This window comes from Chenggangzhangella methanolivorans, assembly GCF_019797865.1.
Classification (GTDB): Bacteria; Pseudomonadota; Alphaproteobacteria; order Rhizobiales; family Methylopilaceae; genus Methylopila; species Methylopila methanolivorans.
This window is the reverse complement of the sequence record NZ_CP081869.1, coordinates 5,199,716-5,225,217: the sequence shown is the minus strand read 5'-3', so window position 1 is coordinate 5,225,217 and position 25,502 is coordinate 5,199,716. Positions and strand designations below refer to the sequence as shown.

The window sequence follows — 25,502 nt, the reverse complement described above, 5'->3', positions numbered from 1 at the left end:
AACGGCTCATCGATGAGAGATTGAGCCGAGCGCCTTCAATCAAGAAACGGCCCGGACGAACCCGGGCCGTTTTCTTTTAGAGGCCCATACCGCCTCACCTCTTCAGCGTGCACGCCCCTCTCGAACTCCCGCGCCTCCGCCTTCTGGCCGCGCAGCGTCCGGAACGCCTTCGCTGCGTTCGCGGGGCCTTCCGCCGGCATGACGAACCCTGCGACGGTCGCCGTCGCGACATGGACGCCCCTCTGGTGGTAGGGTTCAGAAGCGCCCCGCACGAACGCGGACGCCCGCCACGCCGCTGCTGCGACAGGAAGTCCGGGCGCGGCTGCTGCGCATCGTCGCCGTCATCGCGCCGCGGCCCCTCAGGCTCCCTCCTCCGCCATCTCCTCCTCCATCGCGGCGATGACCGGCAGCGTCAGGCGTATGCCCATCTCCGCCCAGCGCCCCTTGGATCTTTCGATCTCCTCCCTCGCCGCCCCCACGTTCCCCTCGTTCAGCAGCGCGCGGGCCAGGAAAGCGTGCCGGAGCGAGCAGGCGAAGGGCGTCGCCTCGGGGCCGAACTCCATCTCCAGATGTCGTCTCGCCTCGGGACGGCCGAGCATCGCCAGAACCGCCCCGCGGGCTGGCGTTGGCGTTGGGATTTTCAGGCAGCAGCGCGACGAGCTCGGCGGACCACTGGTCGAGATTGGCGAGGTCGCCGGAGCCGACGAGAAGATCCCCGGTGACGAGCGAGTCCAGCAGCGTCGCGCGTTCGGCCGGCGTCAGCGCCCTTCGCCGCAGCAATGCGGCGTGCAGGCCCGGGAAAGATACCGGTCGCCGGGCTCCTGCGGCTCAGTCGCGTCCGGGTCGCGGTCGGGGCCGCCGACATGGACCGCGTGCAGCGCGACGGCCGACAGCCTCGTGGCGCGCTCGGGCCCCGCGCCGCGATAGCCGCGGCGGATTCCGGCGAAATAGTCCCTGATCAACGCCCGATCCCAGCCCGGGCGCGCGCGGAACGCAGCCAGAAGCGCACCGCCGTCGGGGGTCAGGCCCGTCAGCCGCGAGGGGCGGACGGACAGGAGTTCGAACAGTCCGAGAAACTGCCCGACGACGAAGAACAGCAGATAGCCCCGCACCTGCTCGGACGCGCCGTCCATCGCGACGAACAGGCCGACGATCGCGAGGACGTTGGCGGCACAGCCGCCGATCAAGAAGGCGATGCGCGCTCGCCGCCTTAGTAGGAACGGTCGATACAGGAACGTCGCCCCGCGGCCCGGAAGCAGACGCCAGCGGATCAGCGTGAGGCCCACGACGGCCTGGAACAGCACGTAGCCGCTTCCGACCTCGACCAGCCGCACCGGATAGCCCGTCAGCCAGGCGGCCGCCGCATGGCCGGCCTCGTGCGCTGCGAGCATGGCGTGGAGCGACGCCCAGACCAGAAGCGCAACCCGCAGGCGAGCAGGCCGGCGGTCGCGAGCCATTGCAGCGCGGCGAAAATGGCGTCCATCGTCGTCTCGCCGATCGGCCGGGCATGGCCGGCGGAAACTTCTGATCAGACGATAACCGGGCGGCGGCGAGACCGGAAGCAGACCCCTCTTGTCCCGGACTTGATCCGGGACCTAGAACCGATGCGGCTTCAGAGACAGAGAGAGATCGGCCTCTCGGAATTTCCATCGGAAACGGTTTCGGCTCTGAGTCCCTGACTCGATCCGGGACGAGGGTGCGGTCACCCCTCGTCGATCAGCTTGCAGGTGATCACGATCGGCTGCGTCTGCGCCCGCTTGATCGAGTCCTGGAAGATGCCGCAGTTCAGCAGGTTGTCCTGGTGGGCGAGGCGGGCCGAGAAAAACCAGCTCCTTCACCCAGCCGATCTTCTTTGCGGGCATCTCGCCCTTCATCCGCGCGGCTCCGCCTTCCGGAGGCAGCACGACCTCCTCGTCGCCGAGCGAAATCTCGCCGACCTCGTTGGCGAGCTTGCGCTTCGAAGGGACGGGCTCGCCGGAGTAATAAGCCGCGACCTTCACCTTCTCGCCGATCTTCTTCAGCCGCGCCTGCGCCTTGGCCGACATGAAGATCTGCGCCTCGAACGAATGCGCGACTGCGCCCTTGGCGGCGATTTCCGGCCCGACGCTCGCGCCGGACGCCTGCGTCGGCGAGGCGACCGGAGCGCCGCCTTTGCGCGCGACGCATTCCTCGACCTTGAGGAGCGCGGCCGCCGCGCCGTCGAGCGCGAACTCGAAACCGGCCGCGCCGGCGTTCAGCCTCGCCGCCTTGCCCTGCCGCAGGGCCTCGACGTCGCTCATCGACAGCCAGGCGATCGTCCAGCCGTCGCGCGCCGCGCCGCCGACGCTCTCGCCGCCGCCATGGCCCGAGCCTCGGCCGTCGATCTCGAGCGCGCCCCGCCAGTCGGGCTTCGACGCCACCGGAACAGCAAGCCGCCACTGCCCGGACGCGCCCGGTTCGACGAGGTCGCGACCCAGCCGCACGTCGCCGCGGCCGACATCCTTGGTCGCGGCGCAATACATGAAGGTCCGGCCGCTGAAGGCCGACGTCACCTGCCAGCCGCGCGCCTCTCCATAGCTGCGCTCGAACGCCTCATTCCCGGCGATGTCGTAGCCGCCATAGTCGGTCGGCCGCGCGAGCCGGCCTTTGACGCACTGGCTGGCGAGCCGGCGGATATAGGTCGCGGCGCCCTCCACCTCGCTCTGCGCGGTCCGCATGCACCAGTCGCGGTGCATCTTCTCGATCCCGTGGACGCCCTTGCTGAAGTCCTGGCAGGCGCCGTCGATGCGGATCGCGTCCTCCGCGACGACCGCGGTGGTCGCGGCGTAGGACCGGCAGAACGCCGCGTCGCCCGACTGCGCGGCGGCGGCGCCGGCGGAGCACAACAGCATCGTCACGGCGAGGCGCAGGCGCGTCATGGTTCTTTGAACTCCCCCGAGTTCGTCAGGCGGGCCGCCGGATGATCGGGCGGCGCGGCGCCTGCGCCGCAGGGCTTAAGTCACGGAACATGTCGCGGCAAGTCGACGTCTCCGCTCGTCTCTCGACGACCTCGCGATACGCCGTGTAGAAGCCGGCTTCCTGACGCCTGTTCGATCGATTACTATCAAGCGAACAGATTTCGTCATCTCCGCCCGTCGAGCCCTTAGCCGACAGCCGCCGCGATCGCGTCCGACAGGATTTCCAGCCCCAGATCGATCTCACCGTCCGAAACCGTCAGCGGCGGCGCGAGGCGGAACACGCCGCCCATGCCGGGCAGCTTCACGATGTTCATGCTCAAGCCGCGCCGCATCGCCTCCTCCGAGATCTTCGCGCCGAGCTCGTAGCCGGCCGTCTTCGCGCCGCGATCGAGCACGATCTCGAGGCCGAGCAGCAGGCCCCTGCCCCGCACGTCGCCGACGCAGTCGAAGCGCTGCTTCAGCGCGTCGAGGCCGCCTTGCAGCCGCTCGCCCCTCATGCGGGCCTGACCCACGAGCCCGTCGCGCGCCACCACGTCGAGCACCGTGACGCCGACGGCCGCCGGCAGCGGGTCGGAGACGTGCGTCGTGTAGAACAGGAAGCCGCGCTCGAAGGCCTTTTGCTCGATCGCCTGCGTGGTCATCACCGCGGCGAGCGGCAGGCCGGCGCCGAGCGTCTTCGACAGCGTCAGGATGTCGGGCGTCACGCCGTCGCGCTGGAAGGCGTACATGTGGCCGGTGCGCCCGACCCCGGTCTGCGCCTCGTCGAGGATCAGCAGCATGCCGCGCTCGTCGCATTTCTGTTTCAGCGCAGCGAGATAGCCCTCGGGAAGCTCCAGGATGCCGCCGCTCGAGAGGATCGGCTCGGCGATGAACGCCGCGAGCGCGCCGGTGGACTGCCTGTCGACCAGGTCGAAGCCGTCGTCGAGTTCGGACCGCCAGTCGTTGGAGCCATCCGGGTTCCTGAAGCGCGGACGATAGGCGTTCGGCGCGGGGATCACGAAGGAGCCGGGGGTCGCCGGCCCATAGCCCCTGCGGCCGGCGCTGTAGGTGGCGGAGGCCGCCGCCCCCGTCATGCCGTGCCAGCTCTGGGCGAAGGCGACGATCTCGTGCCCGCCGGTGACGAGCTTGGCCATGCGGATCGCCGCTTCGTTGGACTCCGCGCCTGTGGTGAGAAGCTGCACCCGATCGAGGCCGGGCGCGGTCTCGGCGAGACGCCGCGCAAGCTCCACCACGGGGCGCGACAGCATTCCGCTGAAGAGATGAGCGACCGCGCGCGTCTGCCGTTCGACGGTCGCGACGACGTCCGGATGGGTGTGGCCGAGCACGGCGCTCATCTGGCCGGAAGTGAAGTCGAGAATCGCGCGGCCGTCGGCGTCGTGGACGAAGCTGCCCTCGGCGCGCTCGACGATGATCTCCTCGAAGCTGCCGCCGTAGCGCGTCAGGTGTTTTCGGGCGGCGGCCCAGAAGGCGGGATCGGCGTTGAGCGACATGAGAGTCCCGGAAGGCGACGCGGCGGGGTCCGTGTTGTCGCGCCCGCCTTAGGCGAGTTCAAGCCGCGACGGCCGCGCCCGCGATCGTCTTGCCGATCTTATCGGCTCGCTCGAGCGCGGAAGCCGGGAACGCGTCATCGCCAGGCACAAGCCGGCTCGAGCTCAGCACCGGCGCGCCGCAATAATCGAACATGCCGTGGTCGATCTGGGCGCGCATCGCCTCGGCGTAGCCGTGGCGTTGGTAGACGCCCTCGTCCGCGCCGCCGATCGCGACGAGATGGATCTTCAACCGCCCCAGAAGCTTCGCGACCGACCCGTCGGGACGCTCGTCATACGCCCAGCCATTGTTGAAAACGCGGTCGATCCACCCCTTCAACAGTCCCGGCATCGACCACCAGTAGACCGGATAGACCAGCACCAGCGCGTCGACTTCGTCGAGACGCGCCTGCTCGGCCGCCACGTCGTCGGGCGCGGGCGCCTGCTTGCGATAGGCCGCGATGTCGGCCTCGCTCCAGCGTGGGTCGAAGCCCTCGGCCGCAAGGTCCGCGACCTCGACCTCGGGGGCCGGATCTTGCGAGCGGACTGCTTCCGCGATCCGGCGCGCGACCGCGTGGGTGAGCGAGGTCTTGTCGGGATGAGACAGCACGATCAGCGTGCGCATGGCCGAACTCCAGCGAAGGCTTGGCGTCAGGGATCGATCGTTATATACTTTTCGTAAGTTACTTTTGGTATATAGCGATGTCAACAGCCGACGCCGTCGATCGCAAGGCCCCTCGTCGCCGCCTCACGCGGGACGATCGGAGACGGCAGCTCATCGAGGTTTCGTGGAGAATCGCGCAGGCGGAAGGCGCCGACGCGCTGACGCTTGGCCGCCTCGCCGAGCAGGCCGAGGTCGCCAAGCCTGTCGTCTACGACCATTTCGGCACGCGCAACGGCCTGCTGGCGGAGCTTTATCGCGACTATGACGAGCGCGTGGGCGCGGCCATGGCGGCGGCGCTGTCAGCCAGTCCCGACACGCTCGAGGACAAGGCGCGCGTGATCGCCGACGCCTATGTGGACTGCGTGCTGAAGCAGGGCCGCGAGCTGTTCGGCGTCGCGGCCGCGCTCGAGGGATCGGCTGAACTCGGCGCGGTGAGGCGCCAGTGCGACGCCGCGTTCCTCGATCAGTGCGAAGCGGCGCTCGCGCCGTTCGTGGAAGCCGGGATCTCGCGCATCGCTCTCATCGGCGCGCTCGGCGCAGCCGACGCGCTCTCGCACGCCGCCGCCGCCGGCGACGCGGACGCGGAGGATGCGCGGGAGGAACTGTCCCGCGTCATCCTCGCGGCGGCGCGCAGGACAGAAACCGGCGGTCGAGGCTGACAGCGGACGCGGGTCAGCGCCCGATCGTGCGCCCGCGGGCGTAGCCCGTCGACACGCGCGATGAGAGCCGCGTGACCTGCGCCTCGAGTTCGGCGTTGGCGGCCAGCAGCGCCGTGACGGCGGCTCGCACGTCGCCGTCGAAGGCGGCGATCGCCTCGTCGGTGGCGGCTTCCAGTTCGTCGGCGTGAATGTTCAGTGCAGCTTCCGCCATGGCGACGCTCCCTTACTCTGGACGACGCGATGCTGCCCGAGTCGCATGACAAGCCGCTAGGGCGGTCTGCCCGGCGTTCACAGATTCTGTCCGCGGTCCCGCCAGCGGCGACGCAGCGCCGCTTGAGAATAACTTTCTTTTATAGATACCGCCGATTTTGCGGATCGTATGCGTAACGCATATTCCAGAGCGCTCCAGAAAGGGCAGAGCCGTCATGACCCGGGATGCGGACGTCGTCGTCGTCGGATTGGGCGCCATGGGCGCGGCCTGCGCCTATCAGCTCGCCAAACGCGGCCTGAAAGTGCTGGGGCTCGATCGCTTCGCGCCGCCTCACGCCGTCGGCTCCAGTCACGGCGAAACCCGCATCACCCGTCAGGCTGTCGGCGAAGGCGCGGCCTATGTGCCGCTCGTCACCGCCTCGCATCGGATCTGGCGCGAGCTCGAGGCCGAGACAGGCCAGAAACTGTTCGAGGCCTGCGGCGCGATCGTCATCGCGCCGGGCTCGGGCGAAAGCTCGCACCACGGCAAGCCCGATTTCGTGGCGCGTTCGAGCGAGGTCGCGGTCGACTACGCCATCCCGCACGAGATCATGACCGGAGCGGAGGCCGCCCGGCGGTTTCCGCAGTTCGCCAATCTGGCGGGCGACGAGAAGGTCTATTACGAGCCCGGCGGCGGCTATGTGTTTCCCGAGCGGTGCATCGAGGCGCAGCTGTCGCGCGCCGCGGAGCTGGGCGCCGAAATCCGGACCGGCGTCGAGGTTCTCTCGATCGCGCAGGACGGCGATCAGGTCGTCGTCGAGACCGCCGGCGGACGGATCGTCGCCGGCCAGGCGATCGTCTCCGCCGGCGGATGGGCGAGCGAACTTCTCGGCGCGCCGTTCGACCGTCTCCTGACGGTCAACCGCCACCGCCAGGTGCTGCACTGGTTCGAGCTTGACGACATGGCGCCCTACGGCCCGGACGCGCCGGTCTTCATCTGGATGCACGGCCCGACCGACGTCGACTATCTCTACGGTTTCCCTCCCCTGCCCGGCGATCCGCGGATCAAGGTCGCGACCGAGCAATACGCCGCCGCCACCACGCCCGACGCGATGTCGCGCGACGTCTCGGCCGAAGAATCCGCCTGGATGCATCGAACGCATGTCGACGGGCGCCTCGCCGCGGCCTCGGCGCGCGTCGCCAAGGCCGCGGCCTGCCTCTACACGGTGACGCCCGACAACGGCTTCATCATCGACCGCCACCCGCGCATGGACCGAGTGGTCGCCATCTCCGCCTGCTCGGGCCACGGCTTCAAGCACTCCGCCGGCATCGGGGAGGCCGTCGCCACGGCGGTCGCGGGCGGAGACTGGAAGCCGCTCGGCCCGTTCTCGGTCTCCCGGTTCGACTGAACCCGGGAGCTCACGCGGCGAGCGGGCGCGAATAATCCATCCTCCGGAGGTCCGAGATCAGGCCGGGGCCCGTCGGGCTCCAGCCGAGCCTTGCGCGCGTGATCGCGCTTGTGGCGCTCATGTCGAGGCCGGCGAAAATCGAGAGCCAGCCGAAATGCGCCCCGGCGTCTTCCGCCGACAGCGAGATCGCGGGAACGCCGAGCCCTTCGGCCACGACTTCGGCGATGTCGCGCATCGGCACGCCCTCCTCGTCGACGGCGTTGTGGCGGACGCCCGGCCCCGCGCGCTCGACCGCGAGCACATAAAGGCGGGCGACGTCGTCGACATGGGCGGCCGACCAGCGATTGCCGCCCTCGCCCACATAGGCGGTTAGGCCCTTGTCGCGCGACAGCTCCACATAAGGCGTGATCAGTCCCTGCCTGCGCGTGTCGTGGACCTGAGGGAGCCGCACGACGGAAACGTTCGCGCCCGCCTGAAGCGCGGCCTCGCACGCCCGTTCGCTGGCCGCCCGGGGATGCGGATTGGCGGCGTCGAACACGTCCTCGGTCGCCGGCCGCCCCGAGCCGTCAGAACCCATGCCCACTCCCGAGGTCACGACGAGAGGCCGGTCCGACCCCTTGAGCCCCGACGACAGCGCGCCGACGGCGCGGGCGTCCTTCTCGCAGTTGGCCGCGAAGTTCGAGAAATCATGGTCGAAGGCGAGGTGGATGACGGCGTCGGCTGCGGCCGCGCCGCGGGTCAGGCCGTCGAGATCGGTCAGTTCTCCGCGATGGACGCTTGCGCCGGCGGCTTCGAGCGTTCTCGCCCCAGCGTCCGACCGGGTGAGCCCCAGAACCTCGTGGCCGGCCTTCAGGAGTTCGCTTGTGACGCGCGACCCGATGAAGCCGGTCGCGCCGGTGAGAAAGATGCGCATGGACATGTCTCCGTGGTTGCCCGCGGCGAGACATCGGCCCAAACTCCATCCTGTAAAAGTAGTGATCTTATCCTGGTATAATCACTGACAGGATCGCCTATGCCGCTCGAAGGCTCCGGCGCGCTCGGCGCGTTCCTCCGCGACCGCCGCGCGAAGCTCGATCCCGCGGCCTTCGGCTTTCCGGCCGGCCGCCGCCGCACGCCGGGGCTGCGTCGCGAGGAGATCGCCCAGAGGGCGAACATCAGCCCGACCTGGTACACGTGGCTCGAGCAGGGCCGCGGCGGCGCGCCGTCGGCCGACGTCCTCGACCGTCTCGCCGCCGGCATGATGCTGACGGAGCCGGAGCGCGAGCATCTCTTCATGCTCGGCCTCGGGCACCTGCCCGAGCCGCGGTTCCGGAAGGTCGAGGGCGTGACGCCGCGGCTGCAGCGGCTGCTCGAGGCGATGCCCTACAGCCCCGCGATCGTGAAGACCGCGACCTGGGACGTCGTGGCGTGGAACAGGGCCGCGGCCGCGATCCTCACCGATTACGCCGAACTGCCGCGCAGGGAGCGCAACATCCTGCGGCTGGTCTTCCGGGATTCTCGCGTCAAGGCGGCGCAGGAGGATTGGCGGAGCGTCGCGCGCTTCGTCGTGGGATCGTTTCGCGCCGACGCCGCGCGCGCAGGGGTTGGAGGCGAGATCGCGGATCTCGTCGAGGAACTCACGAACAGCAGCCCCGAATTCGCAGCGCTCTGGCGCGACAACGCGATCGTGGCCCAGGGCGAGGGCACGAAGCGGCTGCGCCATCCGGAGCTCGGCCTGCTCGAGCTCGATTTCTCGTCCTTCGCGGTCGAGGGACGCAGCGACCTCGGAATGATCGTCTACGCCGCCGCGACCGAAGACACGGCCGAGCGGATCAAACGGCTCGTCGACGCCAGGAACGCGGCGCGCGCAGACGCCTGAAACGACGGTTCGATCACGCAGCAGGCGTCAGCCGCCACGCCTGCTCGAGCGCCGGACAAAAGCCCTTCAGGCCGCCATCGACGGCGACGCTCTCAAGCGGCGTGACGGCGTAAACGCCGCCGTAAAGCGCCCGCACCTCCCGTTCCGGCACGGCGAAGGGCGGGCCCGCCATCGCGCTCTGCTCGTAGTCGAAAGTGATGGCGAGCTGCGGCGCGCAAGCCGTGATCGCGACGAGATGAGCGGCGTAGGCGCGGCGCGTCTCAGGCGGCAGCGCGACGAGCGCGGCGCGGTCGTAGACAGCCTCGACCGGCCCGAGCGTCCCTGCGTCGAGATCGAAGAGATCGCCGACGAAAACCTCAAGTCCTTCGCCGGCAAATTTTCTGAGAGAGCCGATGTCGGACAGCTCGGGCGCGACGCCCGCAGAGGCGAACAGGCGCTCGACCGCGGAAGCCACCAGTTCGACGCCGACGACTCGATGACCTCTCGAAAGCAGCCAGCCGACGTCGACGCTGTCGCCGCAGAGCGGGACGAGGATCCGCGCGCCCTTTGCGAGATCCAGGGCGTCCAGGTTGCGGACGAGCAGCGGATTGGGCGCCGCCTGCCGCCATCCCTGCCGCTCCTCCCGCCATTTCTCGCGCCAGAACTCCGCGTCCATTCACGCCTCCGAACCTCGTCGCCGCCAGCGCGGCGTCGTGTTATGTGTCGCTACACAGTTGGCCCAGGGAGCCCACGCCCATGCAGTTCGAAGTTCCTCACAGCCTCGGCAAGTCGGAGGCGCGGCGCCGCATCGAAAACGGCCTCCCCGCGCTCGAGAAGCATATACCGGGCGGAGGAACTGTCGCCTCGACATGGACGGCGGAAGATCGCCTGTCGCTTACGATCTCGGCCATGGGCCAGTCGATCGACGTGGCGATCGAGGTGGAGGACGCGGTCGTGCGCGGAGACATCGACGTGCCGATGATGCTCTCGATGATGTCGGGCGCGATCCGCGACTTCGTCGAGAAGAGCTCCCGGATCATGCTGGAGAAGGGCGGAGAGCCGGCGAAGGCCTGACGCACCCCTCTCCTTTCAGCGCCCGCTCGCGGCGGGCGTTCCGAACATGCGGCCCGCAAGGTCGTCGCGCCACACGAGGGAATGCGCCAGCGCCGCAGCGGCGTGGCCGCCGACGATCGCGAGCAAGACCCACGACAACGGTCCGTGGAGCGCGTCGGCGAGCGCGACCACGAACGGGACCGTCGTTCCGGTCACGGCGAAGATCTCGACGCCGCCGATGGTCCAGCCCTCGCCCTTCGCCCAGACCCGCGCGACCGCGAGCGTCGGAACGATCAGCATCAGCGCGTACATCGTCTTGTGCGCCGCGCCCGCAAGCGCGCCGGCGACGCCGGGCCGAAGGGCCGGCCGACGCCCGGCGTTGCCGAGCGCCCAAAGGATGCGCGCAAGCGCGAAGGCCGGAATGACGAGGCCGACATAGCCGTGCGGCCCGAAGCTCGCGACCGCGTTGAGCCCGGGAGATTCGCCGAAGATCTTGTAGAGCGCCACGATCGAGAACTGCCACAGCACCAGCGCGGCTGTGACCGCATGAAGAGCGCGCGTCGCCCGGCCATAGGCCGCCGGCGTGTCGCGGAACGTCCGTTCAGGCCGCATTGAGGTGCTCGAACAGAATCGAGGCCCCCAGTCCCACCAGCATCAGGCCGCCGGCCAATTCGGCGTAGCGCCCGAAGCGCGCGCCGATGAGACGCCCGGCCAGCATGCCGCCGGTCGACATCAGCGCGGTGGCGAGGCCGATCGAAAGCGCGATCACCACGATGTTGGCCTGCAGGAACGCGAGCGAGACGCCCACCGCCATGGCGTCGAGGCTCGTCCCGACCGCCGTCGCGAGCAGGACGCCGAAGGACTGCGACGGCGCCGAGGGCGCGGCGTCCCCGCTCCGCTTCAACGCGTGGAAGAACATGCGGCCGCCCACCGCGCCCAACAGGGCGAACGCGACCCAATGGTCGACCGCCTGGACATATTGGCTCGCGACGACGCCCGCGCCCCAGCCGATGAGCGGCGTGAGCGCCTCGACCACGCCGAACACCACGCCGGTGCGCGCAGCCTCCGCGAAGCTCGGCCGCCCCATCGCCGCGCCCCGACTGACGGATGCGATCAACGCGTCGACAGACATGCCCACGGCGAGCAGGGCGATCGCGAAAGGCGACATGGGCGCGGCCTCGAAACAGAGTCGGGGAGCGGCCCGCGCCATGGCCCGTCCGCCCGCGGCAAGTATCTCCCGGCGGCCGCCATGTCAAATACTAAGTATTTGTAATAATTATGCAATTCATTCGCAACTGATCGCCCCGGATGCAGTTGCGAATGAGATGCGAAAGCTGCATTGACTGGCCGCTCGGGTCGCCATTCGGGTTGACGTATTTGGGCATGAACGGACCCGCGCCGTTCACCGGCAGCACGGTGATCTCGTCGCCGTTCCAGAGCGAATGAGGCATGTCGGGCAGATAGACGAAGTCGCCAGTCTTCACCCCGGCGCCGCGCGTCTTGTCCATGGTCTCGCCCCTGAAGGCGGAGCTCTTGGAGGGGCGCGGCCTTTGGAGGAGGCGTCCTGTCAGGAGGCTTCGGCGGACGTTCCCGTCACTCCACCGTGACCGATTTCGCGAGGTTGCGCGGCTGGTCGACGTCCGTGCCCATGAACACCGCCGTGTGATAGGCGAGGAGCTGGATCGGAACGGCGTAGAGCAGCGGGCTCACGAAGGCGAAGGCCTTGGGCAGGACGATGGTGGCGAGCGTTTCGCCGGCGTGCGCCGCGCCCTCCTCGTCCGTCAGCAGCACGATCTTGCCGCCGCGCGCGGCGACCTCCTGCATGTTGGAGGCGGTCTTCTCGAACAGCGGATCGAACGGCGCGAGCACGACGACGGGCACGTTCTCGTCGACGAGCGCGATCGGCCCGTGCTTGAGCTCGCCCGCGGCGTAGCCCTCGGCGTGGATGTAGGAGATTTCCTTCAGCTTCAGCGCGCCCTCGAGCGCGATCGGGAAGCTGGTGCCGCGGCCGAGATAAAGCACGTCGTCGGCCTTTGCGAAGACCGGCGCGAGCCGCTCGATCTCGCTTTCGAGGTGGAGCGCCTCGACCATCAGCCGCGGCAGTTCGATCAGCGACGAGACGAGCTTGGCCTCGTCGGTCTCCGACAGCACCTTACGGTCGCGGCCGGCCTTGATGGCGAGGGCCGCGAGCGTCGCGAGCTGGCAGGTGAAGGCCTTGGTGGAGGCCACGCCCACCTCGACGCCCGCGACCGTCGGGAACACGACGTCGGCCTCGCGCGCGATCGTCGAGGTCGGCACGTTGACCACGGCGCCGATCTTCATGCCCTGCGCCTTGCAGTGGCGCAACGTCGCGAGCGTGTCGGCGGTCTCGCCCGACTGCGAAATCAGGATCGCGAGCGAGCCGGGGACGAGCGGCGGCTCGCGGTAGCGGAACTCCGACGCGATATCGATGTCGACCGGCAGGCGCGCGAACTTCTCGAACCAGTAGCGCGCGACGAGGCCGGCGTAATAGGCGGTGCCGCAGGCCGAGATCGCGAGACGGTCGAGCTTCGAGAAGTCGAAGTCCGACCCATGCGGCAGGCGGATGCGCCCGGCCGCCATGTCGATATAGCGGGCGAGCGTATGGCCCACGACCTCCGGCTGCTCGGCGATTTCTTTCGCCATGAAGTGCCGGTAGGAGCCCTTGTCGACGATGACGGAAGCGACCGAGGCGCGCACCGTCTCGCGCTCGGCCTTATCTCCCGCCTCGTCCAGGATCTCGATCGAGGAGCGAGTCAGAACCGCCCAGTCGCCGTCCTCGAGATAGGTCACGGCGTCGGTGAAAGGGGCGAGCGCCACGGCGTCGGAGCCGAGGAAGACCTCGCCCTCGCCATGGCCGATCGCGAGCGGCGAGCCGCGGCGCGCGCCGATGAGGAGGTTCTCCTCGCCCTCGAACAGGAAGGCGAGCGCGAAGGCGCCGCGTAGGCGCTTCAGCGTCGCGGCGACCGCCTCGCGCGGGCTCGCGCCGCCCTTGAGCGCATGGGCTGCGAGATGCGCCACGACCTCGGTGTCGGTCTGGCTTTCGAAAACGGCGCCTTCGGCCTCGAGCTCGGCTCGCAGTTCGCGAAAGTTCTCGATGATACCGTTGTGCACGACCGCGACCGGGCCGGAGGCGTGCGGGTGCGCGTTGGCCTCGGTCGGCGCGCCGTGCGTGGCCCAGCGGGTGTGGCCGATGCCGGCGTGGCCGGCAAGGGGCTCGCCCTTCAGCCGCGCCTCGAGATTGCGGAGCTTGCCCTCGGCGCGGCGGCGCACGATGCGCCCGCCTTCGAGCGTCGCGACGCCGGCGGAGTCATAGCCGCGATATTCGAGCCGCTTCAGCCCGTCGACGAGCTGCGGCGCGGCCGCGTCCTTGGCCAGGATGCCGACAATTCCGCACATGCGTTGGCGCTCTCCGGTTGGTCCCGCTGGAGGCTCATAGCACGGGAAGGCTTAGCGGGAGTTGAAAGGAAAGCTCGACTTCGAGCGCCCCTCTCACCCGCCCTTCTCGGCTTTCAGCCGCGCCTTGAGCTCCGCGCCGCGACCCTCTTTCGTCACCTGCCGCGCGCGGGCGATGGCGAGCGCGCCGTCGGGCACGCTCTCGATGATGACCGAGCCCGTGCCGACATAGGCGCCCTCGCCCACGCTCACCGGCGCGACGAGCGCCGAATGGACGCCCACGAACGCGTCCGCTCCGATCGTGGTCCGGTGCTTGAGAACGCCGTCGTAATTGCAGGTGACGGTGCCGGCCCCGAGATTGGCGCGCGGGCCGACGGTGGCGTCGCCCACATAAGTGAGATGGTTGAGCTTGGCCCCCTCGCCGATCTCGGCGTTCTTGGCCTCGCAGAAATTGCCGATCTTGGAGCCCGCCGCCATCCGCGTGCCCGGCCGCAGCCGCGCGAAGGGGCCGACTGAGACGCCCTCGCCGACATGAGCGCCTTCAAGGTGGCTGAAGGCGTGGATCACCGCGCCGTCCGCCACGCTCACGCCCTCGCCGAAGAAGACGTTCGGCTCGATCAGGACGTCGCGTCCGATCTTGGTGTCATGGCTGAAGAACACGGTCTCTGGCGCGATCAGCGTCGCGCCGTTCTCCATCGCGGCGGCGCGCAGCCGGCGCTGGAACTCGGCCTCGACCACCGAAAGCTGGGCGCGGGTGTTCACCCCCTGCACCTCGGCCTCCGCCGCCTGCTCGATCGCGACCGCGAGCCCGCTCATGACCGCGACCTCCACGACGTCGGTCAGATAGAACTCGCCCTTGGCGTTGCGGTTGCCGATCTTCTCGAGCAGCCCGACCGCGTGGCGGCCGGCGACCGCCATCAGCCCGCCGTTCGAGAGGCGGATGGCGCGTTCTTCCTCGCTGGCGTCCTTCTCCTCGCGAATCGCCACGAGGCTTTCGCCTTCGGAAATCAGCCGGCCGTAGCCGGTCGGATCCTGCGCCTCGAAGCCGAGCACCGCCACCGAGGCGCCGTGCGCGAGCGGCGCGCGCAGACGCTTCAGCGTCTCGGGCCGCACCAGCGGCGTGTCGCCGTAGACGATCAGCACGTCGTCGTAGTCCGATCCGATCGCCTCGCGGCCGCGAGCACGGCGTGCGCGGTCCCAAGCCGCTCGGCCTGCACGAACACCGGCGCGCCGGGCGCGAGCCGCTCTGCCTCCGCCGCGACATCCTCGCGGTTGGGCCCGACGACCACGGCGAGCGAACAGGAGCCGGCCTCGCGCGCGGCGGCCAGGACATGGCCGAGCAGCGTACGGCCCGCCGCGCGGTGCAACACCTTCGGCAGGGCCGAGCGCATGCGCGTGCCCTCGCCCGCGGCGAGCACGACGGTGAGGCAACTGCGGGACGCGGCGGGATCGGACATCGCAGGGGCTCGAACGAGGCGGCGCGGGAAGCCGCGGGGACAGGACAGGGCCGACGAGGCGGCGCGACAGTGGCGCGTCGCGCCTCCGGCCGCAACCGCCATCCGGCTCGACGAAGGAGGGACGGCCGCGCGCGGCCGCCGCGACTCAGCTATCGTCCTCGCAATAGAGGGTTTTTGGAGAGCCGCGTGAACCGCAGTCCTTATGACGAGGAGGTCGAGACCTACAATCTCCAGCCTGCGGCGCCCGCGATCGTCTGGGGCGCGCTGATGGCGGTCGCGCTCGTCGGCGCCGCGGCGACCGTGATGCGTTCCTCCGGACAGGACCGTCAGGAGCGCCTCGTCGCCTCCGACGACCGTTCGTTGCAGAGCGAGGTCGCCAAGCTCTCGACCGAACGCGACGAGCTCGCCGGCCGCCTCGCATCGCTCGAGCGCAGCTTCGGCCAATTCCGGCTCGCCTCGCGCGCGGCCGGCGCGCCGGAGACCACGGGCTCCATCGCCCGGCCGCAGCAGTCCGCGGCGGCGACCACGCCCGGCACCGTTCCTTATGTGGTGGTCGATCCCGCCGACGCCGGCGGTCCGATCGGCGTCCTGATCGGCCACGACGGCACGACCGACGAGATCCGCCGCCGATGGTCGTCGCTTGCTTCGCGCTATCCCCAGCAGCTCGGCAAACTGTCGCCGCGGATCCAGCGCACGGGCGGCGGCACCGGGCTCGTCAGCCTCGTGGCCGGGCCCTTCGCGAGCCGCGCAGACGCCGACCGGGCCTGCACGACCCTTGCGGACGCCGGCCTCGCCTGCGATACCACGGGATATGCGGGCGACCCGATCGGACGGCCCTGACAGGCCTTGCGTCGCACGCCCTCCGTTCGCTGCTCCGGACCTATGATTTTGCCGCATTCGCCGCGACATCGTCCCTGCGCCCTCCTCCGGGACCACGCCGGTTTCGTCCGGCGGCCGCAGGGCTCATGAACCGCAGAGAGTTCGTCTCCGGCGCCGTCGCGGCGACCGCGCTCGCGAGCGGGACGGCGCGCGCCCAGGCGCCGCAGCCTCAGGCTCAGACCCCGCCGCCCCCGCCGCCCGACATCCACGCCGACGGAACGCCGTTCTCGACCGACGCGCTGCTCGAGACCGCGCGCTCGCTCGCCGGCCGCGGCTACGAAGCGCCGAAGGGTTTTCTGCCGAACGGCTTCGCGGAGCTGCCGCAGGACGTCTTCCGCTCGATCCGCATGAAGCCCGAGCGCGCCGTCTGGAACGGCGAGAACCGCGGCTTCGCGCTCGACGTGCTTCCGGGCGGCTTCATCTACCGCTCGCCGGTGCGGATCGCGCAGGTCGAGGACGGCCGCGTGAAGATGCTTCCGGAGTCCCAGGACTGGTTCGACTTCGGCCGCGCGCCCAAGCCTCCGGCCGACCGTCCGTTCCCGCTGTCGGGCTTCACCGGCCGCACGGCGCTCGACCGGCCCGACGAGCTCCGTGACTTCCTGACCTTCCAGGGCGCGACGATCTTCCGCGCCATCGCCCGCGGCCAGATCTTCGGCGCCTCGGCGCGCGGCCTCGCGCTCGACGTCGGCGAAGCGAACGGCGAAGAGTTTCCGCTGTTCCGCACGTTCTGGATCGAGCGCCCGAACGCCGGCGCCAACGCGATCGTCGTCCATGCGTTGCTCGACAGCCGACGCGTCGCCGGCGCCTACCGCTTCACCGTCCGCCCGGGCGAGATCACGGTGGTGGACGTCGAGCTGACGCTGTTCGCCCGCGAACCGCTGAGGCATGTCGGCGTCGGACCCATGACGTCGATGTTCCTGTTCGGCCCGAACGACCGCGTGGGGGTCGACGACGTCCGCGGGCAGGTGCACCGGGCCGACGGCCTGCAGATGTGGACCGGCAACGACGAATGGGTGTGGCGGCCGCTGTCGAACCCGAGCGATCTCCAGATCAGCGTGTTCGGGGACGTCAATCCGAAGGGGTTCGGGCTGCTGCAGCGCCAGCGCGGCTTCCAGCCCTACAACGATCTCGGCCGCCGCTACGATCGCATGCCGAGCGTCTGGATCCAGCCGATCGGCGACTGGGGCGAGGGCCAGTTCCAGTTGCTCGAGATTCCGACCGACACCGACATCAACGAGAACGTGGTGGCCTATTGGCGCCCCAAGCGCGCGATCGAGCCGGGCCAGCCGTTCTCGATGGCCTATCGGATGCACTGGTGCTGGTCGCCGCCAGACCGGGCCGGCGGCGCTTCGGTGGTGAGCACCTCGTCCGGTTCGGCCGGAGACCGCCGTCGTCGCTTCGTGGTCGACTTCGCCGGGGACGCGGTCGCCGACCCGGCCCGCGCGGCGTCGATCCGTCCCAACGTCTCGACCTCGGCCGGCGGGATCCGGGACGTGGTCGGCCTCGCGAATCCGGAGCTCAAGGGCTACCGCGTCGCCTTCACGCTCGATCCGGCCAACGAGGATCTTTGCGAGCTCCGCCTCGTTCTTGAAAGCGACGCCGGCCGCATCGGCGAGACCTGGCTCTACCGGTGGACCGAGTGACCGATCCGACGCCTGTGAACGAGCGCCCCGCAATGCCGCCGGAGACGCCGCTCGCCATGCCGGCGCAGCCGCTGTCGCGCTGGTCGAAGAAGCACGTGCGCCCGCTCGAGGCGCCGAAGCTCTGGAAGACCCCCTGGCTCAGCCGGATCTTCGTGTTTTCCGGGCTCGCCGTCGCGATCGCGCTCGGCGGGCGCGAGATGTACGGCGTCGTCGAGGTCGGCGGCGTCACGGTGCTGGAATGGGCGCTGCTCGGCCTGTTCCTGATCAACTTCTCCTGGATCGCGCTCGCCTTCGCGAGCTCGATCGTGGGCTTCTTCGCGCTTCTCGGCCGCCCCGCGATCGAGACGCCGGCCCCGCCCGAGAGGCTCTCGTCGCGCAACGCGCTCGTGATGCCGATCTACAACGAGCAGCCGAGCCGCGTGTTCGGCGGCATCCAGGCGATCTATGACGAGATCCAGGCGCTCGGCTTCGGCGAGCACTTCGACTGTTTCCTCGTCTCCGACACCACCGATCCGGACGTCTGGATCGCCGAGGAGCGCGCCTTCGTGGCGCTGCGCGAGGCGCTCGGGCCCGACGCGCGGGTCTATTACCGCCACCGCGCCAAAAACCACCGCCGCAAGGCCGGCAACATCGAGGATTTCGTCACCCGCTGGGGCGGCGCCTACGACCACATGGTCATCTTCGACGCCGACAGCCTGATGACCGGCCACGCCGTCGTGGCGCTCGCCGCCGCGATGGAGGCCGACCCGGACGCCGGCATCATCCAGACGCTGCCGCTGATCATCAACCGCAACACGCTGTTCGCCCGCGTGCAGCAGTTCGCGAGCCGCGTCTACGGCCCCGTCATCGCAGCCGGCATCGCGGTCTGGTACGGGCGCGACGGCAACTATTGGGGCCACAACGCCATCATCCGCATGCAGGCCTTCGCGGAAGGCGCGGGCCTGCCGGACCTCAAGGGCCGCCCGCCCTTCGGCGGCCTCATCATGTCCCACGACTTCGTCGAGGCCGCGCTCGTGCGCCGCAAGGGCTGGGCGGTCTACATGCTGCCGCGGATCGAGGGCTCCTACGAAGAAAGCCCCCCGTCGCTGATCGACCTCAGCCAGCGCGACCGCCGCTGGTGCCAGGGCAACCTGCAGCACACGGCGCTGCTTGGAACCAAGGGGCTCTATCCGCTGAGCCGCCAGCATTTCCTCAATGGCATCTTCTCCTATCTCGCCTCGCCGCTGTGGATGTTCATGCTGCTCTGCGGCATCGCGCTCGCGCTGCAGGCCCGCTTCATCCGGCCGGAATATTTCACCGACGAGTTCTCGCTCTTCCCGGCCTGGCCGCGCTTCGACGCCGAACGCGCGCTCGCGCTGTTCGGGATCACCATGGCGATCCTCATCGCGCCGAAGATCTTCGGACTGATCGTCCACATCCTGAACGGCCGCTCGCGGCGCGGCAGCGGGGGCGCGTTCCGGATCCTCGTCTCGGCCTTCCTCGAAATCATCCTGTCGTCGCTGTTCGCGCCGATCATGATGCTGGTGCAGTCCGGCTCGGTGTTCCAGATCCTCGCGGGCAAGGCCACCGGCTGGAACCCGCAGCGGCGCGACGACGGCTCGATCCCGTTCAGCGACATCCGCCGCCGCCACCAGTGGCACACCGCGCTCGGAGCGGTGACGCTCGTCTCGGCGCTCATGATCGCGCCCTCGCTCGCCGGCTGGATGTCGCCGACGATCGCCGGACTCCTGCTCGCGATCCCGCTCTCCTGGCTCTCGGGCCACCTCGCCTCCGGCCTTTTCCTGAAGCGCCTCGGCCTCATGATGATCCCGGAAGAGACCGAACCACCCGCGATCGCGGTCTCGGCGCGCGAGAACGGGCGGCGGCTCGCCGCGCTCGGCGTCGACGAGGGCGACGGCCTGGAGGCGATCGCGCGCGACCCCGACCTCTACCGCGCCCACGAGAAGATGCTGCCGGCCGCCCCGCCTCGTCCGCGCGGCCAGATCGAGCCCGACCGCGTGATGGCCGCGGCCAAGCTCAGCGAGGCCGAGACGCTCGGCGAGGCGATCGGCTGGCTGAGCGCGAAGGAAAAGACCGTCGTGTTCCAGGACCGCGCGCTGCTCGCCATGGCGGTGAAGCTCGGCAAGGCCTGAGCGCGCTCCGACCTCGCGAAGGCTTGCCTGTCGACGCCGATCCCCCGGCCGTTCAGTCGCTGAAGCTCACCCGGCTGAAGTCCGCCACCTTCGGGTCGTCGACGGTCGGCGTCGTCGTCGTCATGAGCCCGGCGTCGCCGCTCGTGTAGGTGCTGTCCTCAGTCGAACACACCATCTTGCCGTCGTAATACAGCTTCAGCGACTTCTTCTCGGCGACGAACTCGATCGTCCTGGCCTTGTCGCCGTGAAATACGCAAAACAGAGGTTCGTCAGTCTCCCGCCGATCGTATCGAGCGAGTATCTGTCGTATCGATTGATGTAGACGGAAAAGATGCCGTTGTTTCCGAGCACCAGGCCGCCATAGCCGGAAATCGCGTCTCCTGAACGTTTCACGCGCAGGATCGGACCGCCTTCATAGTGGTACGGATCCGACACGATCATGGTCGCGACCGACACGTTGGAAAACTTCTTGTTTCTCAACAGCGTCGCCGAATATCCCGTCGGGCTCGACAACGGCCTGTAGGCCCGAGCCCGGACCACCCACTTGGTCCGGATCGTCTTGAAATCTTTCGCTTTGCTGCTTTTGGTGAAGACGTACTTGTACGTATCGGCGACGGCGACGTCGGCCGCGCACGTCACGAAGCAAAGCGCAAGCGCACCCGCCAAAATCTTCATGTCCGCCCCCCGGCTTATTTAGCCGAGAGTGCTCGCGCGGGCGAACCGCGTCAATCTCCGCGTGCGCGAGAGCTCAACCGCAGGGCGTCCGCGCACGGAGCGGCGGACTAAAGCTCCGCCGCGGCCTCGAACGGCAGGAAACCGACCGGATCTCCCTCCCGAACCTCGTCGACGCCTGCGGCGATCACCGCGAGCCCATCGGCGGCGATCAGCGGCGCAAGGCGGGCGGAGCCGCCGCGCCCGAGCTTCTCGACCACCGGCAGGCCGTTCTCGGCCGTTCCCATGAGCTTGGCCGGCGCGAACTCAGTGCGGCCGCCCGGCCCCTTCTGCGAGAAGCCTGCGACCGCCGCAAGCGGCGTGAGCGGACGCGGCGGAAGGCCCGCCAGCCGCTCGAGCGCGACGCGCCCGACCAGGAGCCATGCGACCAGCGCCGCGAAGGGGTTGCCGGGCAGCCCGATCAGCGTCGCGCCTCCGAGACGGCCCGCCACCACGGGTTTTCCCGGCTTGATGGCGACGCTTGCGAGCCGCAGCCGCCCGCCCGCGGCCGTCACGGCGGCGGCCAGATGATCCTCCTCGCCGACCGAGGTCGCGCCGCTCGTCACCAGCGCGTCGCAGCGGCGCGCGGCGTCGGCGACGAGGCGGGCGAGTTCCTCGCGATCGTCGGGCGCGACGCCGAGATCGACGATCTCGAGCGCGGGCTGGGCGCCGAGCAGCGCCGCCAGCATCGGGCGGTTGGCGTCGTGGATCATGCCGGGCGCGAGCGGCCGGCCGGGGCGCACCAGCTCGTCGCCCGTCGACATCAGCCCCACGACGACGCGCCGCCGCACAGCGATTTCGGAGACGCCCGCGGCGGCGAGAATCGCGACATGGCGGGCGTCGAGCCGCACCCCCGCCGGCACGATCACGTCGCCGACGCCGACGTCCTCGCCGCGGCGGCGGATGTTGGCGCCGGCCTCCAGCGGCCCGCGAAGCGCGATGCGGTCGCCGGACGCCTCGACCCGCTCCTGCATCGCGACAGCGACCGCGCCGGGCGGCATCGGCGCGCCGGTCATGATCCGCGCGGCCTCCCCGGGCGCGAGCGGTTCGCGCGCGCCGCGCGAGCCCGCGGCGAAGCGGCCCCTCACCACATGGTCGGGTCCAAGCGAGGCGAGCGCGTAGCCGTCCATCGCCGAATGATCGAAGGGCGGCAGCGGGGTCGGGCTCGTCACGGGCTCGGCCGACACCCGGCCCGCGATCCGGGCGATCGGGAGCGTCTCGACGCCCACCGGTCCGTCCGCAAGACCCGCCGCGAGCCCCTGCGCCTGCTCGACCGTCAGCAGCCCGCGGCCCTTTCGGGGGGCGTCGCAGGGGTCGGCCGCAAGCGCCGGGGGCGCGGCGCTCATGCGGCGGCCTCGTCCTCGTCGATGCGCATCCGCCGTCCCTTGCGGTCGAAAAACGCGCCGTCGTTGATGCGCAACCGGTCGTCGCCGATCTCGGCCTCAACGCGGCGCAATTCGACCCGCGCGAGCGGCTCCTCGATCGGCCCGCCGTCGCGCGAGGTCGCGGTGAAGAACACCGCGCCGTCCCAGCCGCCGGGCGCGGAGGCGAACATCTTCCGCACGTCCTTCCACGTCGCCTCGTCGCCGATCACGTGGAAGAACGTCGAGGCGACCGGCTTGGCGTCGGTCTCGGTGATCTCGACCAGCACGACGAGCGCCGTGAAGCCTTCCGTCTCGGCGAAGGCGGCCTTCAGCCAGTCGTCGAAGTCCAGCATCGGCGGGTTGGCGTCCGCAACGTCCTGATCAGAAATCGACAAGCGGCGTCTCCGGCATGTAGCGGTCGAACGCCACCACGAAGGACTGGCCGCGGGCGGTCTCGAAACGGGCCTCGAAGTCCGCGAGCGCCATCAGGAGCGCGGCGGCGCGGTCGTGGCCCTCCGCGGCGTCCTCGGTCTCCTCGAGCAGACGCTCGTCATGGACGGCGTCGGAGAGCGGCTCCAGCTCGTCGAGAGCTGCGGCGCGGGGTTGGTCGAGCTCCTCCCAGTCGAACTCCGCAGCGGCGGCGCGGCGCTGCGCGCCCCGCGACTCCTCGCGGCTCGAGGACCGGGCGTCCGCCGCCACCAGGGCCGCCAGAAAATTCATGCGCCGATAGGCGCGTCGGCGCTCGGTCTCGAGGCGCAGGATCTCGCGCGCGAACTCCTCGCGGAACCGCGTTTCGGCGGCGCCGGCCTCGCGCGCCGTCATCTCTAGCACGTCGAGCGCTGCAGGACGAAACGTCATGGTTCGGCTCCTTCGCCGCCTGTCACGTCGCGGCGACGGAACAGGTCGATGCGGTGGCGGTTCATCCGCCGGTCGTCGCCGCGGCGGATCGTGACGCCGTGGCGGTCGAGAAATTCGAGGATCTGGATCGCGACCTTCCGCCCGTTTTCGAGCCTGTCGCGAAACCGCGCCGCCGTCACCACCTCGTCCTCGCGCGCGACGTCTGCGGCGATGTCGACGAGTTCGGCGATGGTCTCGCGCAGGAAGAAGTGGTCGTGCGCGACCTCGTCGACCTGGCCGAGCCGACCGACGAGCTTGAGCGTGCGCCGCACCTCCGCCTCCTCGGCGCCGATCTCGCCGGCGATGTCGCGGACCCGCGGCGGCCGGAACCGCGCCTCGCCGCCAAGCAGCGGCGCAGCCTCCTCCCAGAGCGCCTCGTCGGCGGGGGCGAGGCGCACGGCATGGCCGGGGAGGCGGATCCACGCCCCCTCCGCCGCCACCGCGCCCTGACGCTGAAGCGTCGCGACGGCGGCGAGGAAAGACGGGGCCGGCAGCCTCGGCTCGACCGACAGTCGCAGCCGCTCAGCGCCGACGCCCTGAAGGTCCGGGTGCTCGGCGTGATAGCGGGCGAGCGCCTCGTCGACGCTCGCCGAAAAGGCCGCGAAATCGCGGGCTGAGAGCGCCACGCCCTTCGATCCGAGACGCACAAGGCCTGCGTCTCTTATAATCTTTTCAGATTGTTGCGGGCCGATGTTGCGGTCCCGCATGAAGCCGTCGACGTCGACCGCGTGAGGCGGCGCGGCGAGCAGAGCGCCGAGCGCCTCGGCGTGATCTTCATGCGAGAGCGCGGCGAGCTGGGCGCGGCGCTCGGGCGAGCGTCGCCGGCGCTCGGGCGCGCGCAGGTCGAGGATCCGCCCGCCCGCCACGGTGCGCGCGCCGCTGGTGTCGCGGGCGACGAACCGGTCGAGCGCCACCGCGGCGATCGGATGGTCGAGCACGAGCTGGACCCGCGCGGTCTCGCCGGGCCGGATCGCCTCGCCCTCGAGCGGCACGAGCCGGGCCGCGACGTCGGCCGCGCCATGGTGCAGGCGCAGCGGCGTCCACGGACCGAACGGCTTCGGCTCGCCCGCCAGCACCGTCATCTCGACGTCGATGCGCGCCGTCGGCCGGTGCAGCTCCGGCGCGCCCACCACGTCGCCGCGGCGGATCGCCTCCTTGGAGACGCGGGGCCCGACGAGATTGAGGGCGCAGCGCTCGCCGGGGCGCCCCTCCTCGGCAGGCCGGTTCTGGGCGTGGATGGCGCGCACCCGCGCCTCGACGCCGGTCGAGAGAGACGATGACAGGATCGCCGACCCTGACGACGCCGTCGCGCACCGAGCCGGTCACCACCGTGCCGGCGCCCGACAGCGTGAAGCAGCGATCGACCGACAGCCGAAACCGCCCGTCGGCGGCCGGTCGCGCGACTTCCGAGGCGAGACCGTCGAGCCGCGCCTGCAGCGCCTCGAGCCCCTCCCCGGTCACCACCGAAACCGGCACGACCTCGACCCCCTCGAAGGAGGAGCCGTCGAGCAGCGCCTCGATTTCGGCCACCGCCTCGCCGCGGCGCCCCTCGTCGGCGAGATCGCATTTGGTGAGCGCCACGAGCCCCCGCCGCACGCCGAGCAGGTCGACGATCGCGAGATGTTCGCGCGTCTGCGGCATCGGCCCGTCGTCGGCCGCGATCACGATCAAGGCGAGATCGATCCCGCTCGCGCCCGCCAGCATGTTGCGGACGAACTTCTCATGGCCCGGCACGTCCACGAAGCCGAGCACCGAGCCGTCGTCCCGCGGCAGATAGGCGAAACCGAGGTCGATCGAGACGCCCCTCGCCTTCTCCTCCTTCAGCCGGTCGGGATCCACGCCGGTCAACGCGCGCACGAGCGCGGACTTGCCGTGGTCGACATGTCCCGCCGTGCCGATGATCACGCCGCGCCCTCCTGGATCGGCGGCTGGGCCGCCACGGCTTCGGCGGCCGAGATGTCCTCGGGCCCAAGCGCGGCGCGGACGGCGGCGACGAAGGACGCGGCGAGCGGACTGCCGCCCTGTCCTGCGCGGATGAGCCAGATCAGCGCCGCGCGGTCGTCCTTCTCGACGCCCGAACCAAGATGGAGCGAGGCGCCGAGCATCGCCTGTCCGTCGGCGTCGCCGCGGCGGGCGGCCTCGTACCACCACCGCGCCGCTTCTTCCGGATCGCGCTCCATGCCGAGCGCATTGTGGGCGATGAGCCCGAGCCGGGTCATCGAGGAGGCCACTCCCTGCTCGGCGGCCGCCAACGCCCAGCGCCGCGCGCCCTGCGGGTCGGGCTCGTCGCCCTGCCCTTCGAGCAGCATCCAGCTCAGCATGTCCTGCGCGGCGGCGTCGCCTTGTTCGGCGGCCGCCTCGAACAGTTCGAGCGCGGCGGCGTCGTCCTGCTCGACGCCGCCCTCGCCCTTGAAATGCAGCGTCGCGAGATTGCGCTGCGCGACCGAGTCGCCGGCCTCCGCGCCGCGCGCGAACAGCTTCGCGGCCTTGGCGAGATCCCGGCTGACGCCGAGCCCCTCGACGTAGCAGGCGCCGAGATTGCTGAGCGCGCGGGCGGCCATCCCTGGGCCGCGAGCGGGCCCCAGACGCCGACGGCGATGTCGTAGTCGCCGCGCTCGGCGGCCTCGTAGGCCATCTCCATCAGCGCCGCGACGTCCTGCTCCTCCTCGGTCCGCCGCTCCGCCTCGCGGTCGCGCGGAACGAGCAGGCTTGAGCCGAGCAGCTTCTGGAAC

24 protein-coding genes and 3 pseudogenes are annotated in these 25,502 nt (G+C 70.2%); 7 read left to right on the top strand and 20 right to left on the bottom strand.

What is annotated here, in order from left to right:
- Positions 1–359: 359 nt before the first annotated feature.
- From K6K41_RS27535 to K6K41_RS27515, 5 genes are all read right to left on the bottom strand, one after another.
- Entirely contained in the window at positions 360–599 is a 240-nt protein-coding gene (locus K6K41_RS27535) for a hypothetical protein (RefSeq protein WP_261403173.1), read from the bottom strand.
- A gap of 159 nt (positions 600–758) precedes the next feature.
- Positions 759–1,457: a site-2 protease family protein gene (locus tag K6K41_RS27530; RefSeq protein WP_261403172.1), complete on the bottom strand. Its 699-nt coding sequence runs from the start codon at positions 1,455–1,457 to the stop codon at positions 759–761.
- Positions 1,458–1,595: 138 nt separating this feature from the next.
- A complete protein-coding gene (locus tag K6K41_RS27525; RefSeq protein WP_261403171.1) occupies positions 1,596–2,897 on the bottom strand; it encodes a hypothetical protein in 1,302 nt (433 codons plus the stop codon).
- A 224-nt stretch (positions 2,898–3,121) separates the two neighbouring features.
- On the bottom strand, positions 3,122–4,426 hold the full coding sequence (locus tag K6K41_RS27520) for an aspartate aminotransferase family protein (RefSeq protein ID WP_261403170.1): 1,305 nt from the start codon (positions 4,424–4,426) through the stop codon (positions 3,122–3,124).
- 58 nt (positions 4,427–4,484) lie between these two features.
- Positions 4,485–5,087 carry an NAD(P)H-dependent oxidoreductase gene (locus K6K41_RS27515; RefSeq protein WP_261403169.1) on the bottom strand — a complete coding sequence of 201 codons (603 nt, stop codon included), beginning with the start codon at positions 5,085–5,087 and terminating at the stop codon, positions 4,485–4,487.
- A 77-nt stretch (positions 5,088–5,164) separates the two neighbouring features.
- On the opposite strand from K6K41_RS27515, the gene K6K41_RS27510 reads away from it, so the two are divergent.
- Positions 5,165–5,785: a TetR/AcrR family transcriptional regulator gene (locus K6K41_RS27510; protein WP_378148240.1), complete on the top strand. Its 621-nt coding sequence runs from the start codon at positions 5,165–5,167 to the stop codon at positions 5,783–5,785.
- Positions 5,786–5,798: 13 nt separating this feature from the next.
- On the opposite strand, the gene K6K41_RS27505 is transcribed toward K6K41_RS27510, so the two are convergent.
- The gene (locus K6K41_RS27505; protein WP_261403167.1) at positions 5,799–5,996 is read right to left on the bottom strand and encodes a hypothetical protein; all 198 of its coding nucleotides are present in this window, start codon (positions 5,994–5,996) and stop codon (positions 5,799–5,801) included.
- Between the two features lie 214 nt (positions 5,997–6,210).
- On the opposite strand from K6K41_RS27505, the gene solA reads away from it, so the two are divergent.
- On the top strand, positions 6,211–7,383 hold the full coding sequence (solA, locus tag K6K41_RS27500; RefSeq protein WP_261403166.1) for an N-methyl-L-tryptophan oxidase: 1,173 nt from the start codon (positions 6,211–6,213) through the stop codon (positions 7,381–7,383).
- Between the two features lie 10 nt (positions 7,384–7,393).
- Here solA and K6K41_RS27495 read toward each other — a convergent pair whose 3' ends face one another.
- Positions 7,394–8,296 carry an SDR family oxidoreductase gene (locus tag K6K41_RS27495; RefSeq protein ID WP_261403165.1) on the bottom strand — a complete coding sequence of 301 codons (903 nt, stop codon included), beginning with the start codon at positions 8,294–8,296 and terminating at the stop codon, positions 7,394–7,396.
- Between the two features lie 99 nt (positions 8,297–8,395).
- On the opposite strand from K6K41_RS27495, the gene K6K41_RS27490 reads away from it, so the two are divergent.
- On the top strand, positions 8,396–9,241 hold the full coding sequence (locus K6K41_RS27490) for a helix-turn-helix transcriptional regulator (protein WP_261403164.1): 846 nt from the start codon (positions 8,396–8,398) through the stop codon (positions 9,239–9,241).
- A 13-nt stretch (positions 9,242–9,254) separates the two neighbouring features.
- Here K6K41_RS27490 and K6K41_RS27485 read toward each other — a convergent pair whose 3' ends face one another.
- Positions 9,255–9,896: a thiopurine S-methyltransferase gene (locus tag K6K41_RS27485; RefSeq protein WP_261403163.1), complete on the bottom strand. Its 642-nt coding sequence runs from the start codon at positions 9,894–9,896 to the stop codon at positions 9,255–9,257.
- A gap of 80 nt (positions 9,897–9,976) precedes the next feature.
- Between K6K41_RS27485 and K6K41_RS27480 the strand changes: the two genes are divergently transcribed.
- On the top strand, positions 9,977–10,294 hold the full coding sequence (locus tag K6K41_RS27480) for a polyhydroxyalkanoic acid system family protein (protein WP_261403162.1): 318 nt from the start codon (positions 9,977–9,979) through the stop codon (positions 10,292–10,294).
- Between the two features lie 15 nt (positions 10,295–10,309).
- Here the strand turns inward: K6K41_RS27480 and K6K41_RS27475 are convergent, their stop codons facing one another.
- The 5 genes and pseudogenes from K6K41_RS27475 to glmU all read right to left on the bottom strand — a co-directional run bounded on the left by K6K41_RS27475 (position 10,310) and on the right by glmU (position 15,078).
- Entirely contained in the window at positions 10,310–10,885 is a 576-nt protein-coding gene (locus K6K41_RS27475; RefSeq protein WP_261403161.1) for a cytochrome b, read from the bottom strand.
- Positions 10,875–11,441 (bottom strand): manganese efflux pump MntP, encoded by a 567-nt coding sequence (locus tag K6K41_RS27470; RefSeq protein ID WP_261403160.1) that lies wholly within the window; start codon positions 11,439–11,441, stop codon positions 10,875–10,877. Before K6K41_RS27470 ends, K6K41_RS27475 begins: the two co-directional genes overlap by 11 nt.
- A gap of 91 nt (positions 11,442–11,532) precedes the next feature.
- Positions 11,533–11,781: a cupin domain-containing protein gene (locus K6K41_RS27465; protein ID WP_261403159.1), complete on the bottom strand. Its 249-nt coding sequence runs from the start codon at positions 11,779–11,781 to the stop codon at positions 11,533–11,535.
- Positions 11,782–11,866: 85 nt separating this feature from the next.
- Positions 11,867–13,690: a glutamine--fructose-6-phosphate transaminase (isomerizing) gene (glmS, locus tag K6K41_RS27460; RefSeq protein ID WP_261403158.1), complete on the bottom strand. Its 1,824-nt coding sequence runs from the start codon at positions 13,688–13,690 to the stop codon at positions 11,867–11,869.
- Positions 13,691–13,783: 93 nt separating this feature from the next.
- A pseudogene (gene glmU, locus K6K41_RS27455) lies at positions 13,784–15,078 on the bottom strand (bifunctional UDP-N-acetylglucosamine diphosphorylase/glucosamine-1-phosphate N-acetyltransferase GlmU).
- 252 nt (positions 15,079–15,330) lie between these two features.
- On the opposite strand from glmU, the gene K6K41_RS27450 reads away from it, so the two are divergent.
- The 3 genes from K6K41_RS27450 to mdoH all read left to right on the top strand — a co-directional run bounded on the left by K6K41_RS27450 (position 15,331) and on the right by mdoH (position 19,798).
- Positions 15,331–15,984 (top strand): SPOR domain-containing protein, encoded by a 654-nt coding sequence (locus K6K41_RS27450; RefSeq protein ID WP_261403157.1) that lies wholly within the window; start codon positions 15,331–15,333, stop codon positions 15,982–15,984.
- A gap of 125 nt (positions 15,985–16,109) precedes the next feature.
- On the top strand, positions 16,110–17,666 hold the full coding sequence (locus K6K41_RS27445) for an OpgD/OpgG family glucan biosynthesis protein (RefSeq protein ID WP_261403156.1): 1,557 nt from the start codon (positions 16,110–16,112) through the stop codon (positions 17,664–17,666).
- Positions 17,667–17,698: 32 nt separating this feature from the next.
- A complete protein-coding gene (gene mdoH / locus K6K41_RS27440; RefSeq protein ID WP_261405845.1) occupies positions 17,699–19,798 on the top strand; it encodes a glucans biosynthesis glucosyltransferase MdoH in 2,100 nt (699 codons plus the stop codon).
- A gap of 52 nt (positions 19,799–19,850) precedes the next feature.
- On the opposite strand, the gene K6K41_RS27435 is transcribed toward mdoH, so the two are convergent.
- The 7 genes and pseudogenes from K6K41_RS27435 to K6K41_RS27405 form a co-directional block, all read right to left on the bottom strand.
- On the bottom strand, positions 19,851–19,973 hold the full coding sequence (locus tag K6K41_RS27435) for a hypothetical protein (RefSeq protein WP_261403155.1): 123 nt from the start codon (positions 19,971–19,973) through the stop codon (positions 19,851–19,853).
- A 20-nt stretch (positions 19,974–19,993) separates the two neighbouring features.
- Positions 19,994–20,473 carry a hypothetical protein gene (locus K6K41_RS27430; protein WP_261403154.1) on the bottom strand — a complete coding sequence of 160 codons (480 nt, stop codon included), beginning with the start codon at positions 20,471–20,473 and terminating at the stop codon, positions 19,994–19,996.
- A 107-nt stretch (positions 20,474–20,580) separates the two neighbouring features.
- Positions 20,581–21,855 (bottom strand): molybdopterin molybdotransferase MoeA, encoded by a 1,275-nt coding sequence (locus tag K6K41_RS27425; RefSeq protein WP_261403153.1) that lies wholly within the window; start codon positions 21,853–21,855, stop codon positions 20,581–20,583.
- Positions 21,852–22,268: a hypothetical protein gene (locus K6K41_RS27420; protein WP_261403152.1), complete on the bottom strand. Its 417-nt coding sequence runs from the start codon at positions 22,266–22,268 to the stop codon at positions 21,852–21,854. Before K6K41_RS27420 ends, K6K41_RS27425 begins: the two co-directional genes overlap by 4 nt.
- Complete coding sequence (locus K6K41_RS27415; protein ID WP_261403151.1) at positions 22,255–22,731, bottom strand: hypothetical protein; 477 nt, start codon at positions 22,729–22,731, stop codon at positions 22,255–22,257. Before K6K41_RS27415 ends, K6K41_RS27420 begins: the two co-directional genes overlap by 14 nt.
- A pseudogene (selB, locus tag K6K41_RS30890) lies at positions 22,728–24,675 on the bottom strand (selenocysteine-specific translation elongation factor). Before selB ends, K6K41_RS27415 begins: the two are co-directional and overlap by 4 nt.
- A pseudogene (locus K6K41_RS27405) lies at positions 24,672–25,411 on the bottom strand (tetratricopeptide repeat protein). The pseudogenes selB and K6K41_RS27405 overlap by 4 nt, the downstream one beginning before the upstream one ends.
- Positions 25,412–25,502 lie beyond the last annotated feature (91 nt).

Bases quoted from the DNA above. Each gene is read 5' to 3' on its own strand.
- K6K41_RS27465 (WP_261403159.1), bottom strand. From the start codon at position 11,781: ATGGACAAGACGCGCGGCGCCGGGGTGAAGACTGGCGACTTCGTCTAT.
- K6K41_RS27505 (WP_261403167.1), bottom strand. From the start codon at position 5,996: ATGGCGGAAGCTGCACTGAACATTCACGCCGACGAACTGGAAGCCGCC.
- K6K41_RS27525 (WP_261403171.1), bottom strand. From the start codon at position 2,897: ATGACGCGCCTGCGCCTCGCCGTGACGATGCTGTTGTGCTCCGCCGGC.
- K6K41_RS27445 (WP_261403156.1), top strand. From the start codon at position 16,110: ATGAACCGCAGAGAGTTCGTCTCCGGCGCCGTCGCGGCGACCGCGCTC.
- K6K41_RS27415 (WP_261403151.1), bottom strand. From the start codon at position 22,731: ATGACGTTTCGTCCTGCAGCGCTCGACGTGCTAGAGATGACGGCGCGC.
- K6K41_RS27535 (WP_261403173.1), bottom strand. From the start codon at position 599: ATGCTCGGCCGTCCCGAGGCGAGACGACATCTGGAGATGGAGTTCGGC.
- K6K41_RS27485 (WP_261403163.1), bottom strand. From the start codon at position 9,896: ATGGACGCGGAGTTCTGGCGCGAGAAATGGCGGGAGGAGCGGCAGGGA.
- K6K41_RS27430 (WP_261403154.1), bottom strand. From the start codon at position 20,473: ATGAAGATTTTGGCGGGTGCGCTTGCGCTTTGCTTCGTGACGTGCGCG.
- K6K41_RS27520 (WP_261403170.1), bottom strand. From the start codon at position 4,426: ATGTCGCTCAACGCCGATCCCGCCTTCTGGGCCGCCGCCCGAAAACAC.
- K6K41_RS27475 (WP_261403161.1), bottom strand. From the start codon at position 10,885: ATGCGGCCTGAACGGACGTTCCGCGACACGCCGGCGGCCTATGGCCGG.
- K6K41_RS27470 (WP_261403160.1), bottom strand. From the start codon at position 11,441: ATGTCGCCTTTCGCGATCGCCCTGCTCGCCGTGGGCATGTCTGTCGAC.
- K6K41_RS27510 (WP_378148240.1), top strand. From the start codon at position 5,165: ATGTCAACAGCCGACGCCGTCGATCGCAAGGCCCCTCGTCGCCGCCTC.
- K6K41_RS27530 (WP_261403172.1), bottom strand. From the start codon at position 1,457: ATGGCTCGCGACCGCCGGCCTGCTCGCCTGCGGGTTGCGCTTCTGGTC.
- solA (WP_261403166.1), top strand. From the start codon at position 6,211: ATGACCCGGGATGCGGACGTCGTCGTCGTCGGATTGGGCGCCATGGGC.
- K6K41_RS27490 (WP_261403164.1), top strand. From the start codon at position 8,396: ATGCCGCTCGAAGGCTCCGGCGCGCTCGGCGCGTTCCTCCGCGACCGC.
- mdoH (WP_261405845.1), top strand. From the start codon at position 17,699: ATGCCGCCGGAGACGCCGCTCGCCATGCCGGCGCAGCCGCTGTCGCGC.
- K6K41_RS27435 (WP_261403155.1), bottom strand. From the start codon at position 19,973: ATGGTGTGTTCGACTGAGGACAGCACCTACACGAGCGGCGACGCCGGG.
- glmS (WP_261403158.1), bottom strand. From the start codon at position 13,690: ATGTGCGGAATTGTCGGCATCCTGGCCAAGGACGCGGCCGCGCCGCAG.
- K6K41_RS27425 (WP_261403153.1), bottom strand. From the start codon at position 21,855: ATGAGCGCCGCGCCCCCGGCGCTTGCGGCCGACCCCTGCGACGCCCCC.
- K6K41_RS27515 (WP_261403169.1), bottom strand. From the start codon at position 5,087: ATGCGCACGCTGATCGTGCTGTCTCATCCCGACAAGACCTCGCTCACC.
- K6K41_RS27495 (WP_261403165.1), bottom strand. From the start codon at position 8,296: ATGCGCATCTTTCTCACCGGCGCGACCGGCTTCATCGGGTCGCGCGTC.
- K6K41_RS27480 (WP_261403162.1), top strand. From the start codon at position 9,977: ATGCAGTTCGAAGTTCCTCACAGCCTCGGCAAGTCGGAGGCGCGGCGC.